Source organism: Pseudomonas sp. RSB 5.4, from assembly GCF_037126175.1.
GTDB lineage: Bacteria > Pseudomonadota > Gammaproteobacteria > Pseudomonadales > Pseudomonadaceae > Aquipseudomonas > Aquipseudomonas fluorescens_H.
Window position 1 is genome coordinate 5,898,915 of sequence record NZ_CP146986.1, and the last position, 15,039, is coordinate 5,913,953.

Annotated in this window: 17 protein-coding genes; 15 read left to right on the forward strand and 2 right to left on the reverse strand. The window is 59.9% G+C overall.

Annotated features, from left to right (window positions below; genetic code table 11):
* The first annotated feature begins 32 nt into the window (after positions 1 to 32).
* The 6 genes from ispF to rpoS all read left to right on the forward strand — a co-directional run bounded on the left by ispF (position 33) and on the right by rpoS (position 5,182).
* Positions 33 to 506 (forward strand): 2-C-methyl-D-erythritol 2,4-cyclodiphosphate synthase, encoded by a 474-nt coding sequence (gene ispF, locus V9L13_RS26500; RefSeq protein WP_338800933.1) that lies wholly within the window; start codon positions 33 to 35, stop codon positions 504 to 506.
* Positions 503 to 1,561 (forward strand): tRNA pseudouridine(13) synthase TruD, encoded by a 1,059-nt coding sequence (gene truD / locus V9L13_RS26505; RefSeq protein WP_003222168.1) that lies wholly within the window; start codon positions 503 to 505, stop codon positions 1,559 to 1,561. Before ispF ends, truD begins: the two co-directional genes overlap by 4 nt.
* Positions 1,549 to 2,298 (forward strand): 5'/3'-nucleotidase SurE, encoded by a 750-nt coding sequence (gene surE / locus V9L13_RS26510; RefSeq protein WP_003222170.1) that lies wholly within the window; start codon positions 1,549 to 1,551, stop codon positions 2,296 to 2,298. The genes truD and surE overlap by 13 nt, the downstream gene beginning before the upstream one ends.
* Positions 2,299 to 2,339: 41 nt before the next feature.
* Positions 2,340 to 2,975, forward strand: coding sequence for a protein-L-isoaspartate(D-aspartate) O-methyltransferase (locus V9L13_RS26515; RefSeq protein ID WP_169841266.1), 636 nt, complete (start codon positions 2,340 to 2,342; stop codon positions 2,973 to 2,975).
* A gap of 212 nt (positions 2,976 to 3,187) precedes the next feature.
* Entirely contained in the window at positions 3,188 to 4,069 is an 882-nt protein-coding gene (locus tag V9L13_RS26520) for a peptidoglycan DD-metalloendopeptidase family protein (protein ID WP_338802906.1), read from the forward strand.
* Positions 4,070 to 4,174: 105 nt separating this feature from the next.
* A complete protein-coding gene (rpoS, locus tag V9L13_RS26525) occupies positions 4,175 to 5,182 on the forward strand; it encodes an RNA polymerase sigma factor RpoS (RefSeq protein ID WP_103486013.1) in 1,008 nt (335 codons plus the stop codon).
* A 609-nt stretch (positions 5,183 to 5,791) separates the two neighbouring features.
* Here rpoS and fdxA read toward each other — a convergent pair.
* Both fdxA and mutS read right to left on the reverse strand, forming a co-directional pair.
* On the reverse strand, positions 5,792 to 6,115 hold the full coding sequence (fdxA, locus tag V9L13_RS26530) for a ferredoxin FdxA (RefSeq protein ID WP_007908827.1): 324 nt from the start codon (positions 6,113 to 6,115) through the stop codon (positions 5,792 to 5,794).
* Positions 6,116 to 6,278: 163 nt separating this feature from the next.
* The gene (gene mutS / locus V9L13_RS26535; RefSeq protein ID WP_007964305.1) at positions 6,279 to 8,861 is read right to left on the reverse strand and encodes a DNA mismatch repair protein MutS; all 2,583 of its coding nucleotides are present in this window, start codon (positions 8,859 to 8,861) and stop codon (positions 6,279 to 6,281) included.
* 209 nt (positions 8,862 to 9,070) lie between these two features.
* Here mutS and V9L13_RS26540 point away from each other — a divergent pair, with 209 nt between their 5' ends.
* From V9L13_RS26540 to V9L13_RS26580, 9 genes are all read left to right on the forward strand, one after another.
* The gene (locus tag V9L13_RS26540) at positions 9,071 to 9,805 is read left to right on the forward strand and encodes an XRE family transcriptional regulator (protein ID WP_262142726.1); all 735 of its coding nucleotides are present in this window, start codon (positions 9,071 to 9,073) and stop codon (positions 9,803 to 9,805) included.
* A gap of 511 nt (positions 9,806 to 10,316) precedes the next feature.
* Entirely contained in the window at positions 10,317 to 10,721 is a 405-nt protein-coding gene (locus V9L13_RS26545; protein ID WP_338800934.1) for a tail fiber assembly protein, read from the forward strand.
* 141 nt (positions 10,722 to 10,862) lie between these two features.
* The gene (locus V9L13_RS26550; RefSeq protein WP_003222183.1) at positions 10,863 to 11,204 is read left to right on the forward strand and encodes a phage holin family protein; all 342 of its coding nucleotides are present in this window, start codon (positions 10,863 to 10,865) and stop codon (positions 11,202 to 11,204) included.
* 76 nt (positions 11,205 to 11,280) lie between these two features.
* Positions 11,281 to 11,802: a hypothetical protein gene (locus V9L13_RS26555; protein WP_338800935.1), complete on the forward strand. Its 522-nt coding sequence runs from the start codon at positions 11,281 to 11,283 to the stop codon at positions 11,800 to 11,802.
* A 3-nt stretch (positions 11,803 to 11,805) separates the two neighbouring features.
* Complete coding sequence (locus V9L13_RS26560) at positions 11,806 to 12,414, forward strand: phage baseplate assembly protein V (RefSeq protein WP_003222187.1); 609 nt, start codon at positions 11,806 to 11,808, stop codon at positions 12,412 to 12,414.
* A gap of 14 nt (positions 12,415 to 12,428) precedes the next feature.
* Entirely contained in the window at positions 12,429 to 12,761 is a 333-nt protein-coding gene (locus tag V9L13_RS26565) for a phage baseplate protein (RefSeq protein ID WP_003222189.1), read from the forward strand.
* Positions 12,758 to 13,753 carry a baseplate J/gp47 family protein gene (locus tag V9L13_RS26570; protein WP_338800936.1) on the forward strand — a complete coding sequence of 332 codons (996 nt, stop codon included), beginning with the start codon at positions 12,758 to 12,760 and terminating at the stop codon, positions 13,751 to 13,753. The genes V9L13_RS26565 and V9L13_RS26570 overlap by 4 nt, the downstream gene beginning before the upstream one ends.
* Positions 13,750 to 14,403, forward strand: coding sequence for a phage tail protein I (locus V9L13_RS26575; RefSeq protein WP_338800937.1), 654 nt, complete (start codon positions 13,750 to 13,752; stop codon positions 14,401 to 14,403). The genes V9L13_RS26570 and V9L13_RS26575 overlap by 4 nt, the downstream gene beginning before the upstream one ends.
* A 69-nt stretch (positions 14,404 to 14,472) precedes the next feature.
* Positions 14,473 to 15,003 carry a hypothetical protein gene (locus V9L13_RS26580; protein ID WP_064586207.1) on the forward strand — a complete coding sequence of 177 codons (531 nt, stop codon included), beginning with the start codon at positions 14,473 to 14,475 and terminating at the stop codon, positions 15,001 to 15,003.
* The last annotated feature ends 36 nt before the right edge of the window (positions 15,004 to 15,039 follow it).

Here is a 15,039-nt window from a genome sequence, read left to right on the forward strand (position 1 = left end):
TCACGCCCTGACAAAAATCGGGGCGTTTTTTTATGCGTATTGGCCACGGCTACGATGTTCACCGTTTCGCTGAAGGCGATTTCATTACTCTGGGCGGCGTGCGCATTGCACACAGCTTCGGGCTGCTCGCTCATTCCGACGGTGACGTCCTGCTGCACGCCTTGAGCGATGCGTTGCTCGGCGCGGCCGCGCTGGGCGATATCGGCAAGCACTTTCCGGACACCGACCCGCAATTCAAGGGCGCCGACAGCCGTGTGCTGCTGCGTCATGTGGTCGCGCTGATCCACGCCAAGGGCTGGAAAGTCGGCAACGTCGACAACACCATCGTCGCTCAGGTGCCAAAAATGGCCCCGCATATCGAAGCGATGCGCGCGTTGATCGCCGCCGATCTGCAAGTTGAGCTGGATCAAGTGAACGTGAAAGCTACCACCACCGAAAAACTCGGCTTTGTCGGTCGCGAAGAAGGCATCGCCGTACACTCCGTTGCCTTGTTGCTGCGCGCATGAACGAACTGCAATTGCTCGGCCCGCGGGCCTATGGTGAACCACTCGGCACTGCGGTACTGAAAGCCATCGCCGAAGATTTCCAGGTCGATGAAGTGCTCGACATCCCGTTCAGCGGCGATGGTGAGCACCTGTGGATCTGGGTCGAAAAGCGTGGTCTGAACACCGAAGAAGCAGCACGCCGAATTGCCAAGGCCGCCGGCGTGCCATTGCGCACCGTCAGTTATGCCGGGCTCAAGGATCGTCAGGCACTGACCCGTCAGTGGTTCAGCGTGCAACTGCCGGGCAAGGCCGACCCGGATCTGTCGGCGGCGGAAAACGACACGCTGAAGATCCTCAAGACCACGCGCCACAAGCGCAAGCTGCAACGCGGCGCGCATTCGGCCAACGGCTTCACCTTGCGCCTGACCCAGTTTGCCGGCGACAAGGACGCGATCGAACAGCGTCTGCAACTGATCGCCAGGCAAGGCATTCCCAATTATTTCGGCGCCCAGCGTTTCGGCCATGACGGCGGCAACGTCGTTGATGCGCGTGCCTGGGCGGCGCGCAAGGCGCTGCCGGAGCAGCGCAATGTGCGTTCGCGGCTGCTGTCGACGGCGCGCAGTTTTCTGTTCAATCAGGTGCTGGCCGCCCGGGTGGCCGATGGCACCTGGCAGCAAGCGCAGGTCGGCGACCTGCTGGCGTTTACCGACAGCCGCAGTTTCTTCCCGGCCGGTGAGGCCGAATGCAGCGATCCGCGCCTGGCGATTCTCGACCTGCACCCGACCGGCCCGCAGTGGGGCGAAGGTGACTCACCGACTGCCGGCGCTGTCCATGACCTGGAGCAGGGGATTGCCGAGCGCGAGGCGGATCTGCGCGATTGGTTGATCAATGCCGGAATGAGCCACGAACGTCGCATCCTGCGGCTGCCCATTGGCGGGCTGTCGTGGCATTATCCCCAGCCTGACATTCTGCAACTGGAATTCGTCCTCCCGGCCGGATGCTTCGCCACCGTATTGGTGCGCGAACTCGTTGATCTGGTGCCGGTGGGGCAGACGGACAGCCCATGCGTATTCTGATTTCTAACGACGATGGGGTAACCGCACCCGGTCTCGCCGCGCTTTATGCTGCGCTGGCGGATTACACCGAGTGCGTGGTTATCGCCCCGGAGCAGGACAAAAGCGGCGCCAGCAGTTCGCTGACGCTCGACCGTCCGCTGCACCCGCAATACCTGGCCAACGGTTTCATCAGCCTCAACGGTACGCCGACCGACTGCGTGCACCTGGGCCTCAACGGCCTGCTGGAGCGCGAGCCGGACATGGTGGTTTCCGGGATCAACCTCGGTGCCAATCTGGGTGATGACGTGCTGTATTCCGGCACCGTGGCGGCAGCCCTCGAAGGACGCTTTCTCGAGCGCCCTTCATTTGCGTTCTCGCTGTGTTCGCGACAGGTGGACAATCTTGCGACAGCAGCACATTTCGCGCGCAAACTGGTCGAGGCCCATGCCGGGCTGGACCTGCCGCCGCGTACGGTGCTGAACGTGAACATTCCCAATCTGCCGATCGACCATATTCGGGGCATTCAGCTGACCCGTCTGGGCCATCGCGCCCGCGCGGCAGCGCCGATGAAAGTGGTCGATCCGCGGGGCAAGGCCGGTTACTGGATTGCTGCTGCCGGCGATGCCGAAGACGGCGGCCCGGGCACTGATTTTCATGCGGTGATGCAGGGCTATGTGTCGATCACGCCGTTGCAGCTCGATCGCACCTTCAACGATGCCTTCAGAAGCCTCGACGGCTGGCTGGAGGGACTGCGCTGATGGCTCGTGAACACGAAGACAGACTGCGCAGCGGCATCGGCATGACGTCGCAGCGCACGCGCGAACGTCTGATTCAGCGTCTCTACGAAGAAGGCCTGTCCAACGCCAAGGTGCTGGAAGTGATCCGCCGTACGCCGCGTCATCTGTTTGTCGATGAAGCGCTGGCGCACCGTGCCTACGAAGACACCGCACTGCCGATCGGCCACAACCAGACCATCTCTCAGCCTTATATGGTGGCGCGCATGAGCGAGCTGCTGCTGGAGGCGGGGCCGCTGGACAAGGTGCTGGAGATCGGCACCGGTTCGGGTTACCAGACGGCCGTGCTGTCGCAACTGGTCGAACGGGTGTTCTCGGTCGAGCGCATCAAGGTCTTGCAGGATCGGGCCAAGGAACGTCTGGTCGAACTGAACCTGCGTAACGTGGTGTTCCGCTGGGGCGATGGCTGGGAAGGCTGGCCGGCGCTGGCGCCGTACAACGGCATCATCGTCACCGCGGTCGCGACCGATGTGCCGCAGGCGTTGCTCGATCAGCTGGCACCGGGCGGGCGGATGGTGATTCCGGTCGGCTCGGGGGAAGTGCAGCAACTGATGCTGATCGTGCGCGAAGAACACGGCTTTTCTCGTCACGTTCTGGGGGCGGTGCGCTTCGTGCCATTGCTCAATGGCCCACTGGCCTGAGCATTTGTTTGCGGGCGCTGAATTCCTGGCGTTGGCTTCGGTCTTACAGCGGCGACGAGCGTTTAAACGCAGTCGATCGGTTCTCGGCAAACGTGTGCGTGCAGCGATTTCGCTTCATTAAAGGTAAAGACGGCGCGGCCCGTTATACTTGCGACACCTCATGCCTGAATGGGCATTCCAAATTTTTTCAGCCACCACAAAGGGAGCGGCGGGTGAGTCTCACAGTCATTGCGCAGCGTATGGGTAACACGAGCTTTCAGCGCCTGGTGACTGGCCTTGTCTTGAGCACCTTGCTGGTCGGTTGCTCCAGCACCAAATCGAGTAACGTGCGGGTGGTCGATCGTAACAATGCGGCGGCCCAGCGACAGGCAGTCACGACCGGGCAGTATGTAGTCCGTCCGGGCGATACGCTGTTTTCCATCGCTTTTCGCTACGGCTGGGACTACAAAGCCCTCGCTGCCCGGAACAATATTCCTACGCCGTATACGATCCACCCGGGTCAGACAATTCGCTTTGACGGCCGTACCGGTTCAACGCCGACGGCGGTGGTAAGCAACGGTGGTTCCGCGCCATCATCGTCGAGCAAGACTACGGTAATCCGGCGCCAGGCGAATGGCACGACGACCACCACGGTGACCGGCTCCGGTGCTGGTTCTGCGGGGGCTGCACCGTCCGTCGCCAGTAAATCGGCACCTGCTCCACTGCCTCCACCGGGTCCGGCCCCGACCGGCTGGGGATGGCCATCTAATGGCATTCTGATTGGAAAATTCTCTTCAAACGGTAGTTTGAATAAAGGAATTGATATCGCCGGAGATTTGGGACAGCCTGTTTTAGCTGCGTCTGATGGGACGGTGGTTTACGCCGGGAGTGGCTTAAGGGGCTACGGCGAATTAGTCATCATCAAACACAGCGAAACCTACGTCAGTGCCTACGGACATAACCGCAGGCTGTTGGTACGGGAGGGGCAGCAGGTCAAGGTCGGACAGACAATTGCCGAAATGGGGTCAACGGGTACAGACCGGGTGAAACTGCATTTTGAGATTCGCCGACAAGGTAAACCTGTAGATCCGCTGCAGTTCCTGCCCAAACGTTGATTTGAGGCCAGCCTGTTCCGTCGCGTAGAGGGGACAGGCTCCAGCGCTGCCAAGGATAAAGGCGTCGCTTGAGCTTGGGGTCGAACTCACCAAAGGACTATAACAATGGCTCTCAGTAAAGAAGTGCCGGAGTTTGACATCGACGATGAGGTTCTCCTTATGGAGACCGGCATCGATTCGGATTCGATGTCGAATGATGAAGGGGCTGCTCCACCTTCCGTTCGTTCCAGATCCAAACACTCCGCTTCACTTAAGCAACACAAGTACATCGACTACACTCGGGCACTCGATGCCACGCAGCTGTATCTCAACGAAATCGGCTTTTCTCCACTGCTCTCCCCCGAGGAAGAAGTTCACTTCGCGCGTCTGTCGCAAAGTGGCGATCCGGCGGGGCGCAAGCGCATGATTGAAAGTAACCTGCGGCTGGTCGTGAAGATCGCCCGGCGTTACGTCAATCGAGGGCTGTCGCTGCTGGACCTGATCGAAGAGGGCAACCTCGGCTTGATCCGCGCGGTGGAAAAGTTCGATCCCGAGCGCGGCTTCCGCTTCTCGACCTACGCTACCTGGTGGATTCGTCAGACCATCGAGCGCGCGATCATGAATCAGACCCGGACCATCCGGCTGCCGATCCATGTGGTCAAGGAACTCAACGTGTACCTGCGGGCGGCACGGGAACTGACGCAAAAGCTCGATCACGAACCTTCACCCGAAGAAATCGCCAACCTGCTGGAAAAACCGGTGGGCGAGGTCAAGCGCATGCTTGGCCTGAACGAGCGGGTTTCTTCGGTCGACGTCTCGCTGGGTCCGGATTCGGATAAAACCCTGCTGGACACTCTGACGGATGACCGTCCGACCGATCCGTGCGAACTGCTGCAGGATGACGACCTGTCGCAGAGCATCGATCAATGGCTCTCGGAACTGACCGACAAGCAGCGCGAGGTGGTTGTACGCCGCTTCGGCCTGCGCGGGCATGAGAGCAGCACGCTGGAAGATGTAGGCCTGGAGATCGGCCTGACCCGGGAACGGGTGCGGCAGATCCAGGTGGAGGGCCTCAAGCGCCTTCGCGAAATCCTCGAGAAGAATGGCCTGTCGAGCGAGTCGCTGTTTCAGTAAGCGCCTTTAACGACCGCCCATAAAGCCCCGACTGGTTCGGGGCTTTTTATTGCTCGGATATTGGCTGATGACTGTCTTTGGCGAGGGCGCTTGCTCCCGCTGGATTGCGCAGCAACCCCAAGATACATGAGCGCTGCGCACTCAAGCGGGAGCAAGCTCCCTCGCCACAAAGTTCATTGCCGGACATACGGTCAGCATTTCCATCGTTTGTAGTCTCACGGTGTAAGCCTTGGCTTACTCTTTCGTAAGTGTTCCCTATTTTTGCAGGACGGCAGACGTCGATTGCTCAGAGTGATCGAGTTTAACTGGTTGATTTAAAAGTTTATTTTTTATTGTGAAGTGCTTATTACAGCGTTTTACAGCTCGCAACGCCGATTGCTCTCGGCAGGGAACTCTTTAGTATCAGCACTGTGTCGACGGACAGACACGCCCTTCAAGGAAGAGGGGAATGGACATCGCAGGACGCGATTCATCAGGACGATGAAAAGGAATACAGGGAATAGGGAAAAAATGTGGGCGGGTCAAACCGCCCCTTTTTTTGCCTGTAGAAAAGTAAAACCCGCAAAAGCAAAAAGGCCCGCAAAGGGCCTTTTCGTAACGCGCGACAGATCAGCGTTCGAGGTCTTTGATCTTGCCTTTGACGCCATCCCACTCTTCGGCATCCGGCAGCGATTCTTTCTTCTCGGTGATGTTTGGCCAGATTTCAGCCAACTCAACGTTCAGTTGAATGAACTCCTGCATCTCTTCCGGAACTTCGTCCTCGGAGAAAATCGCGACGGCCGGGCATTCCGGTTCGCACAGGGCGCAGTCGATGCACTCATCCGGGTGAATCACCAGGAAGTTCGGGCCTTCGTAAAAGCAGTCCACCGGACAGACTTCTACGCAGTCGGTGTACTTGCACTTGATGCAGTTGTCGGTGACGACGAAGGTCATTTCTAATTTTCTCCTCAGGCGGCGGCAGCGTTGCCCCTTCACGGTTGGGGTCGCCAGGTTCGGGAGCGATGTCTGCCAGCCAGGCTATTAGCCAGCAGCATCCCAAACCGCGCGAGATTCTAACAGCTTGAAGCCGTTTGCGTTATATCCGGTTCTTTAGTGCTTAGATCCGGTTCTTGAGTGCATATAACAATTCGAGCGCTCGACGCGGGGTCAGGTCATCGAGATCCACTTTGGCCAACTCATCGAGCACTGGGTGCGGCAGGCTGGCAAACATATCGCTTTGCTGCGGAGCGGCCGGTTTGCCTTTGACGGCAGGCTTTGGCGCTTCATGCGGCAATGCGGTGTCTTCCAGTCGGCTCAAGTGCTCACGGGCACGCACGATCACTTCACTCGGCACGCCGGCCAGTTGCGCTACCGCCAGGCCGTAGCTCTGGCTGGCAGGCCCCGGCAACACATGGTGCAGGAACACGATGCGCTCGTTGTGCTCGGTGGCGTTCAGATGCACGTTGGCCACCAAAGGCTCGGCTTCCGGCAACACGGTGAGCTCGAAATAGTGCGTGGCAAATAGAGTATAGGCACGCAGATGGGCCAGACGCTCGGCGGCCGCCCATGCCAACGACAGGCCGTCGAAGGTGCTGGTGCCGCGCCCAACTTCGTCCATCAGCACCAGGCTGCGTTCGGTAGCGTTGTGCAGGATGTTAGCGGTTTCGCTCATCTCGACCATAAAGGTCGAACGGCCACCGGCCAAGTCATCGCTGGAGCCGATCCGGGTGAAGATCCGGTCCACCAGCGACAACTCGCAACTGGCCGCCGGCACGAAGCTGCCGATATGCGCCAGCAGCACGATCAATGCGGTCTGGCGCATGTAGGTGGATTTACCGCCCATGTTCGGACCGGTGATCACCAGCATCCGGGTATTGTCATCCAGGCTCAGGTCGTTAGCCACGAACGGCGTGGTCAGCACTTGCTCGACCACCGGGTGACGACCCTGGGTGATGCGCATGCACGGCTCGCTGACGAAGCGCGGGCAGTTCAGGTCAAGGTTCAGCGCACGTTCGGCGAGGTTGCTCAGCACATCCAGTTCGGCCAGTGCGCCGGCGGTGTCCTGCAGTGGTGGCAGCTGGCTGATCAGGTCTTCCAGCAGCGCTTCGTAGAGCATTTTCTCGCGAGCGAGGGCACGGCTCTTGGCCGACAGCGCCTTGTCTTCGAACTCTTTCAGCTCCGGCGTGATGAAGCGCTCGGCGCCCTTGAGCGTCTGGCGACGGATGTAATCGGCCGGCGCGGATTCCGCCTGCTTGCTCGGCAGCTCGATGAAGTAGCCGTGAATGCGGTTGTAGCCGACTTTCAGGTTGGCGAGGCCAGTGCGCGCCTTTTCCCGGGCTTCGAGATCGATCAGGAACTGGCCGGCGTTCTCGCTCAGCGATTGCAGCTCATCGAGTTCGCTGTCGTAACCGGTTTTCAGCACGCCGCCGTCGCGGATCACCGCTGGCGGGTTGTCGATAATGGCTTTTTCCAGCAGCGCTGCCAGTTCCGGGTAGGTGCTGGTGGTGGTTGCCAGGCGTTGCAGGTGCGGCGCTTCCAGGTCGGTCATCGCCACTTGCAGTTGTGGCAGGGCGCCGAGAGCATCACGCAGTCGAGCAAGGTCGCGAGGGCGCGCATTGCGCAGGCCGATCCGCGCCAGAATCCGCTCGATGTCGCCGATTTCCTTCAGCTGTGGCTGGAGTTTTTCGAAGCGGTAGCCATCGAGCAGACAAGTGATCGAGGTCTGCCGCGCCAGCAGCACGGTCAGATCACGCAGCGGACGGTTCAGCCAACGAGTAAGCAGGCGGCTGCCCATCGCGGTCTGGCAGCGATCGACCACCGACTGCAGGGTGTTGTCGCGACCGCCGGCCAGGTTGGTATCGAGTTCCAGGTTGCGGCGGCTGGCGCCGTCGAGCACCACAGTGTCATCCAGGCGCTCATGACGCAGGCTGCGCAGATGGGGCAGGGCGGTGCGCTGGGTTTCCTTGGCGTAGGCCAGCAAGCAACCGGCGGCGCCGATGGCCAGGGTCAGGGTTTCGCAGCCGAAGCCTTTCAGGTCTTGCGTGGAAAACTGCTGGCAGAGACTTTTCAGCGCCGAATCACGCTCGAAATCCCACGGCGCGCGACGACGCACGCCACGGCGTTTTTCCGCCGGCAGGTCTTTCGGCCAATCGTCCGGGATCAGCAGTTCCACCGGGTTGACCCGCTCCAGTTCCGCCAGCAGGTTCTCCCAGCCCTTGATCTCGAGCACGGTGAAGTTGCCACTGGTGATGTCCAGCACAGCCAGACCGAACAGACGCTCGTCGCCCAGTACCGCCGCAATCAGATTGTCGCGGCGCTCATCAAGTAGCGCCTCGTCACTGACCGTGCCCGGGGTAATGATCCGTACCACCTGACGTTCTACCGGACCTTTGCTGGTGGCGGGATCGCCGACCTGCTCGCAGATCACTACCGACTCGCCGAGCTTGACCAGTTTCGCCAGATAACCTTCCGCCGCGTGGTAAGGAATCCCGCACATCGGAATCGCCTGTCCCGCCGACTGACCGCGCGCGGTCAGGGTGATGTCGAGCAACTTGGCAGCCTTCTTCGCGTCTTCATAGAAGATCTCGTAGAAGTCGCCCATGCGATAGAACATCAGCTGGTCCGGGTGCTGGTTCTTCAGGCGCCAGTACTGCTGCATCATCGGGGTGTGGGAGGACAGGTCGGAGACGGCTTTATTCATCGGATTGTCAGGTAACTCGTTAAATGATGTAGGGCAAAAGCAAGGGCAACCGCCGGGCTTTTCCGCGATGGGCGCAAGGTTACCATGGGCGGTCTGCTTGACGCAGGCATGACAGTCCGCTGGCACTTTCTGCGTTTAATTGTGATATATGCACGATTTATGCAAATCAGCATTTGTCTTCGGAAAAAACTTCAAGCACTATGCGCGTTATGCAAAAACGCAACGTATCCTCCGTCTTAAGAGCACTGCTCGACCAGCACGGGATCTCCCCTACGGAGCTCCACCGTCGCACCGGCGTGCCTCAATCAACGCTCTCGCGGATTCTCAGCGGGAAGATCGTCGATCCTTCGGATAAACACATTTCGAAGATCGCCGAATACTTCAATGTGAGCACTGATCAATTGCGTGGTCGCGCAGACGTCGCACCAGCGATGGGCGGCGCGCGCGATGACGTGCATGCGGAACTCAAGGACATAAGCCTGTGGGACGACGATACCCCTGTCGATGATGACGAGGTGTCGGTGCCCTTTCTTCGCGAGGTTGAATTGGCTGCTGGATCAGGAAGATTCGTCATCGAAGAGAGCGAACGCTCTAGTCTGCGCTTCGGCAAGCGCAGCCTGCGGCACAACGGTGTGCAGTTCGACCAGGCCAAATGCGTGACGGTGCGCGGTAACAGCATGATGCCGGTGCTGCGTGATGGCGCCACGGTCGGCGTGAACGCCGGCAAGTGCGGGATTGGCGACATCATCGATGGCGACCTGTACGCAATCAATCACAACGGTCAGTTGCGCGTGAAGCAGCTCTATCGCCTGCCGACCGGCATCCGTCTGCGCAGTTTCAATCGTGATGAGCATCCGGACGAGGACTATAGCTTCCAGGACATGCAGGAAGAGCAGATCGTCATCCTCGGTCATGTCTTCTGGTGGGGCATGTACGCCCGATAGACTTTCCCCTTCACTGAAAACCCGCCCCCTGGCGGGTTTTTTTTCGCCCGAGTAACCCCCCAACGCCTTGATTTATGCGGCTTTCATGCGTCGATGCATTTCTTGCGCATAAATAAATGCATTTATGCATTGACTGTATATGCATCCATGCATATTCTTGCCACCAAGCCGCTCGACAAAGCGGCTGGCAACGACAGCTCTTTAGTTCCACAAGAACAGGCAGCGATGAACCGGCCTCAACGGTTCAGAGGGTTGGCAACTGACCCGGGTGTGCAGCGTAAAGCACCAGAAGCAGTTATCCGGCGGGCAGGGACCGCGGTCGGAAAAACAATTTGAATGGACTCGTACCGCGCCAGTAGCGCCGAAAAGTCAGCTTCCTTCTCGAACACAGGATTTGAAGGAAGGCGAAGGAGCGCATTACTGAAAAGCCCGGCGTAGTGCCGGGCTTTTTGGAATGCCTGCCAGGTTTCATCACGACGTTCATCGCTAACACTACACAAAGGAAGACTAAATGAATCTCTATGCACTGGTTGAATACAGCAAAGTTACCCAGCTCAAGGAAAGTGAAGTCAGCCCGGAAGCACCTGCTTCGCCAACTTCGTTTTGGGTTGATGTAACAGGTAATACGCAGATTCGCGTCGGCTGGGGCGCAACATTCGATGGCGTCTGGACGTTCACGCCGCCCTCCGAGCAAGATCTGCGCAATGAAGCTGAACAGCAGAAATGGCAGTTGCTGAATTTCGCTGCGGGCTGGCTGCTGCTCAACTCGCTGAATTACAAAGTTGATACCGGCATTGCCACTCCAACAGAGCAAGCCCTGCTGCTGGCGTACAAACAATATTGCATCGCCGTCAGCGACGTCGATAAACAGCCGGGTTATCCCGCAACTATCGTGTGGCCAGTCGCCCCCTTCTGATTCAAATCCATCGTTATCAAAATCTGGAGCGCATTACTGAAAAGCCCGGCCTCAACGCCGGGCTTTTCGGAATGCCTACCTGAAGAGACATCGCTTGAACCCAACACACATCACTCATCAACTGAAACCAGGAGGCGTGACATGACAAACGAGCAACAAGCGTTGGCGGACATGCCGATCTGGCTGGTCATCCTCCTCGCTGTAGTGGGCGGGGTGTCCGGCGAAATGTGGCGCGCCGACAAGGAGGGCGCCCGTGGCTGGTCATTGCTGCGGCGTCTGGCCCTGCGCTCCGGCGCCTGCATGATCTGCGGCGTGTCGGCGATCATGCTGCTGTACGCCGCCGGGCTGTCGATCTGGGCGGCCGGTGCTTTCGGTTGCCTGACCGCCATGGCCGGGGCCGACGTGGCCATCGGTCTGTACGAACGCTGGGCCGCCAAGCGCATCGGCGTCTGCGAAGTTCCCCCGCCGCGCGATCCACAGTAACCCCACCTCACTTTCCTGCCTCGCTGCAACTGATGCGGCGGGGCTGCGCGTGGACATTTGAAAAGGAGGTCAATGCATGCCCGCACCGATCCAGCAGCCTTCGCAGCTGTTCACGGCGATGGCGACAACCTTGCGCAACAGCGCCGACCTGAACCTGCAGGTCGGCAATCACGACGACTTCACGGCACCCGGCGCTCAGGCCTGGGCGTTGATCGACTTCGACCGTAATGCACCGGGCGCACGTGCCGCTGACGGGCGTATCGCCCACGTCATGACGGTGTCGCTGCAAGTCATTCCGGCACTTTCTGCGAGCGCATTTGCCGCCTGCGATCTGATCGCCGTACTGAAAAACCTGATCACCGACAATCGTTGGGGACTGCCCGGTGCTCAATGTGATCTGCCGATGAACCTTGATGGTCTGCCGTCAGTGCTGATCCGCGCCGACCAGCCATACAAGGCGTGGACGCTGACCTTCACCCAGACCCTCTATCTCGGCCCGACCTTGCTCGACGACCCGCTCGGCACACCGAAATTCGCTCGCACCTGGGAAGTCAGCGACATCGACGACCCCGACCAATACACCGCGCTGGAGGCCTGATCGATGTTCGACGCATTACTGCGCATGCAACTGGGGCCGATCATCGAGCGGCTGGCGGAGATGGAAGCGGAAATCGACGACCTGCACCGACGTGCCGAGAGTTTTTGTCGCATCGGCGTCTGTCAGGCAGTCGATGCTGCGAGCAACACTTGCCAAGTCAGCCACGGAGGATTGCTCACGCCGTCGATCAAGTTCTTCAACCCCAGCGCCGGGGCGCAGAGCGAGTCACGAATTCCGAGCGTGGGCGAGCAGTGCCTGTTGTTCAACTACGGCAGCGGTGAAAGCGGCGCGCAAAGCGTGGCGTTGTTCGGCCTCAACAGTGACCGATTTCCGCCGACGGCGACGGTACCGACGCTGACGCGCCGGGTGCATGTCGACGGCAGCGAAAGCGGCTACGACGACGCCACGCACACCTTGCACTGGCAGAACGGCCCGGCCGCATTCAGTGGTTCTCGCGAATCGCTTGCACTGAGCATCGGCCCGGCGCAACTGACGATGACGCCACAGCTGATCAGCCTGCAACTGGGCGGCGTCGGCCTGAGCATCGACGCCTCGGGCGTGCACTTCAGCGGCCCGTTGGTGGATCACCAGGGCCGCGTCATCAGCCCCTGAATCAAGAGCTTCCCATGATCGGAATCGATAGAGACTCCGGGGCCACGGTCGACGACTGGCTGCAGTTTGTGCAGCGCGCGACACGAGCCCTGACCACGCCGCTGGGCACCCGGCAAAAAAGGCCCCTTTATGGCTCGCTGATCCCTACGCTGCTGGGGCAGAACCTCGGTGACGACGTTCTGCTTCTGGCGCAGAGCCACGCGGCTCAGGCGTTCTACAACGCGCAGAACGGGATCAGCGATTTTCAGCCGAGCGTGATCGTCGCCAGCCGTCAGGGCGCCGGTCTGCTGCTGCGTTTCGCCGGCACCTGGAAAAACCGTCAACAGACCTTCGAGGTAGTGACATGAGCATGTTGATCCCCGGCCAGAATCAGTTGGCCGAACCGGCGCTGATCACCGTCGACGCCTTCGAAGACCTGCTCGCCGAGTTCAAGACCTTCGTCATCGAATACGTCGGCGCCCGAGCGCCGGACAGCGCGGCAAAACTCAAGACCAGCCTCGACAACGAAAGCGAGCTGCTGACCCTGGCGCTGGAAGCCTTCTGCGTGCGCCTGCAAACCCATGAACGCAAATACAACGCTCGCATCAAGCAGATGCTGGCGTGGTGGGCGACCGGCAGCAACCTCGATGCGCGGCTGGCTGACATGGGCCTGGAGCGGCAGTTGCTCGACGCGGGCGACCCTGCAGCCTTCCCGCCGGTACCCGCGATTTACGAAAGCGACGACGACGCCCGGCTGCGCTATTACCTGGCACCGCACGCCCCGGCAGCGGGCTCGCGAATGCAGTATCGCCGCGAAGTGTTCACCCTCGGTGAACGGCCAACGGTGAAGGTCGAATCCACCGATGCCGGTGTGGTGAACGTCACCTACACCTTCAACCCGGACGGCTTGGCGGCACAGGTCAAGGACGGCAATGGTCGGCGCACTGCGCCGGGCGAAGTGCAGGTCACGGTGTTGTCGCGAGACGGCGATGGCACGCCATCCGCCGCATTGCTCGATGGCGTGCGTCAGCACTTCGCCCGCCCTGATGTGCGACCGGAAACCGACCTGGTCACGGTCAAGGCTGCGGACATTCAACGCTACAAGATTCGTGTCGTGGCCAAGATCAATTCCGGCCCCGACTCGGGCCTGACCAAAGTCGCCGCACAGCAGCAATTGCAGGCCTACGCCGACAGTTGTCATCGCCTGGAAGGGCGGGTCGACCCGAGCTGGATCGACTACACGCTGCACAGCGCTGGCGCCGTGCAACTGCAGATTCTTGAACCGCTGGCGCCGATCGTCACCACGGCGTTTCAGGCGCCGTACTGCACGGCGGTCGAGGTCGAGGTGCTGACGTTATGAGTGAGCCAATGCATAGCCCGAGTTTGTTGCCGGCTAACAGCTCGGCACTCGAACGTGGACTGGATCTGGGCTTCGGCGCACTGCTTGATCGCATCGCGCCGCCGTTCCCCGAACTGATGAACCCGAGCGAAACACCGGTGGATTTTTTGCCGTATCTGGCAGCGGATCGCGGCGTCAGTGAGTGGGATGCCGATGCCAGCGAGACCGAAAAACGTCTGACGGTATCGCTCGCCTGGCAAATACAACGCCAGGCGGGTACTCGCCAGGCGCTGAGTCATGCCGTTGAGTCGTTGGGTTTCACGCCGAATATAGCGGCCTGGTATCAGCAGAGACCGGCAGGTCAGCCCTATTCTTTCGACGTGCAGGCGCTGATTGGTACGCGTTGGTCGAGCGGCGATCACAACCGCCTGATACGACGTGTCAATGCAGCGAAGAGCGAGCGTGATGAGGCAACCATCACCATCGTTCACAGCACCCGCGCCGGTTTGCAGGCTGCCTTGGCTGTGGACCCCGGTCTGAGTATTCATGACAGCGAACGGGCAGGGGCTCTGCCGCAGATCAACTTGCCTGCTCTGTTGGGGTTCGGCGCAGGTGCATCGCTGCCGCTCTCAGACAGCGAGCTGTCTCTCCACTCGGCGCTGCCTGAGTGAAGGGCGAAGCGCGGCCAATAAACGCTGGAATTCCAGCGCATCAAAAATTAATGATTGAAGGGCGCAGTTATGACGGATGACGTTACGCGCTTGGTTCGCTTCACCTCTGTGGGACTGGGTGAAGTGTTGCAGGCAAAAAACCAGGGTTTGAAAGGCGAGATCACGCATATCGGTGCCGGCACCGCTCGCTACGATCCTACCGGCGCCGAAACCGCACTTCGCGATGAGCGACAGCGCGTTGCGATTGTCGATTACGAAGACCTGGGTGCAGGACAGCTCAGGATGGGAGCGCTGTTCAGCGGTCCGGATGAATATGAAATCGGGGAATTCGGCTTCTATCTCGCCAGTGGCACGCTCCTGGCGGTTTACTCCGTAGCCGGCAAGTTGCTGACCTACAAGGCAAGTGCCGCGCGCGTATTGCAGAAGTTTACGCTGGATGTCTCTCCGCTGCCGGCGGACAGCGTCACCGTGACGGTAGGGACGGAAAATCTCAATATATTGTTGAGTGAAGAGTTTACGGCGTTGGCATGTGCCGATATCGATAATATGTCCCGTCATGTTCAACTGCTATTACGGGTAATGGCGCTTGAAACAAGATAAGTCATCGCGGTTGCAGCTGATAAAGGCGAGCCTCTC

Coding starts and splice junctions, on each gene's coding strand:
- ispF (WP_338800933.1), top strand. CDS start 33: ATGCGTATTGGCCACGGCTACGATGTTCACCGTTTCGCTGAAGGCGAT.
- truD (WP_003222168.1), top strand. CDS start 503: ATGAACGAACTGCAATTGCTCGGCCCGCGGGCCTATGGTGAACCACTC.
- surE (WP_003222170.1), top strand. CDS start 1,549: ATGCGTATTCTGATTTCTAACGACGATGGGGTAACCGCACCCGGTCTC.
- V9L13_RS26515 (WP_169841266.1), top strand. CDS start 2,340: ATGACGTCGCAGCGCACGCGCGAACGTCTGATTCAGCGTCTCTACGAA.
- rpoS (WP_103486013.1), top strand. CDS start 4,175: ATGGCTCTCAGTAAAGAAGTGCCGGAGTTTGACATCGACGATGAGGTT.
- fdxA (WP_007908827.1), bottom strand. CDS start 6,115: ATGACCTTCGTCGTCACCGACAACTGCATCAAGTGCAAGTACACCGAC.
- mutS (WP_007964305.1), bottom strand. CDS start 8,861: ATGAATAAAGCCGTCTCCGACCTGTCCTCCCACACCCCGATGATGCAG.
- V9L13_RS26540 (WP_262142726.1), top strand. CDS start 9,071: ATGCAAAAACGCAACGTATCCTCCGTCTTAAGAGCACTGCTCGACCAG.
- V9L13_RS26545 (WP_338800934.1), top strand. CDS start 10,317: ATGAATCTCTATGCACTGGTTGAATACAGCAAAGTTACCCAGCTCAAG.
- V9L13_RS26550 (WP_003222183.1), top strand. CDS start 10,863: ATGACAAACGAGCAACAAGCGTTGGCGGACATGCCGATCTGGCTGGTC.
- V9L13_RS26555 (WP_338800935.1), top strand. CDS start 11,281: ATGCCCGCACCGATCCAGCAGCCTTCGCAGCTGTTCACGGCGATGGCG.
- V9L13_RS26560 (WP_003222187.1), top strand. CDS start 11,806: ATGTTCGACGCATTACTGCGCATGCAACTGGGGCCGATCATCGAGCGG.
- V9L13_RS26565 (WP_003222189.1), top strand. CDS start 12,429: ATGATCGGAATCGATAGAGACTCCGGGGCCACGGTCGACGACTGGCTG.
- V9L13_RS26570 (WP_338800936.1), top strand. CDS start 12,758: ATGAGCATGTTGATCCCCGGCCAGAATCAGTTGGCCGAACCGGCGCTG.
- V9L13_RS26575 (WP_338800937.1), top strand. CDS start 13,750: ATGAGTGAGCCAATGCATAGCCCGAGTTTGTTGCCGGCTAACAGCTCG.
- V9L13_RS26580 (WP_064586207.1), top strand. CDS start 14,473: ATGACGGATGACGTTACGCGCTTGGTTCGCTTCACCTCTGTGGGACTG.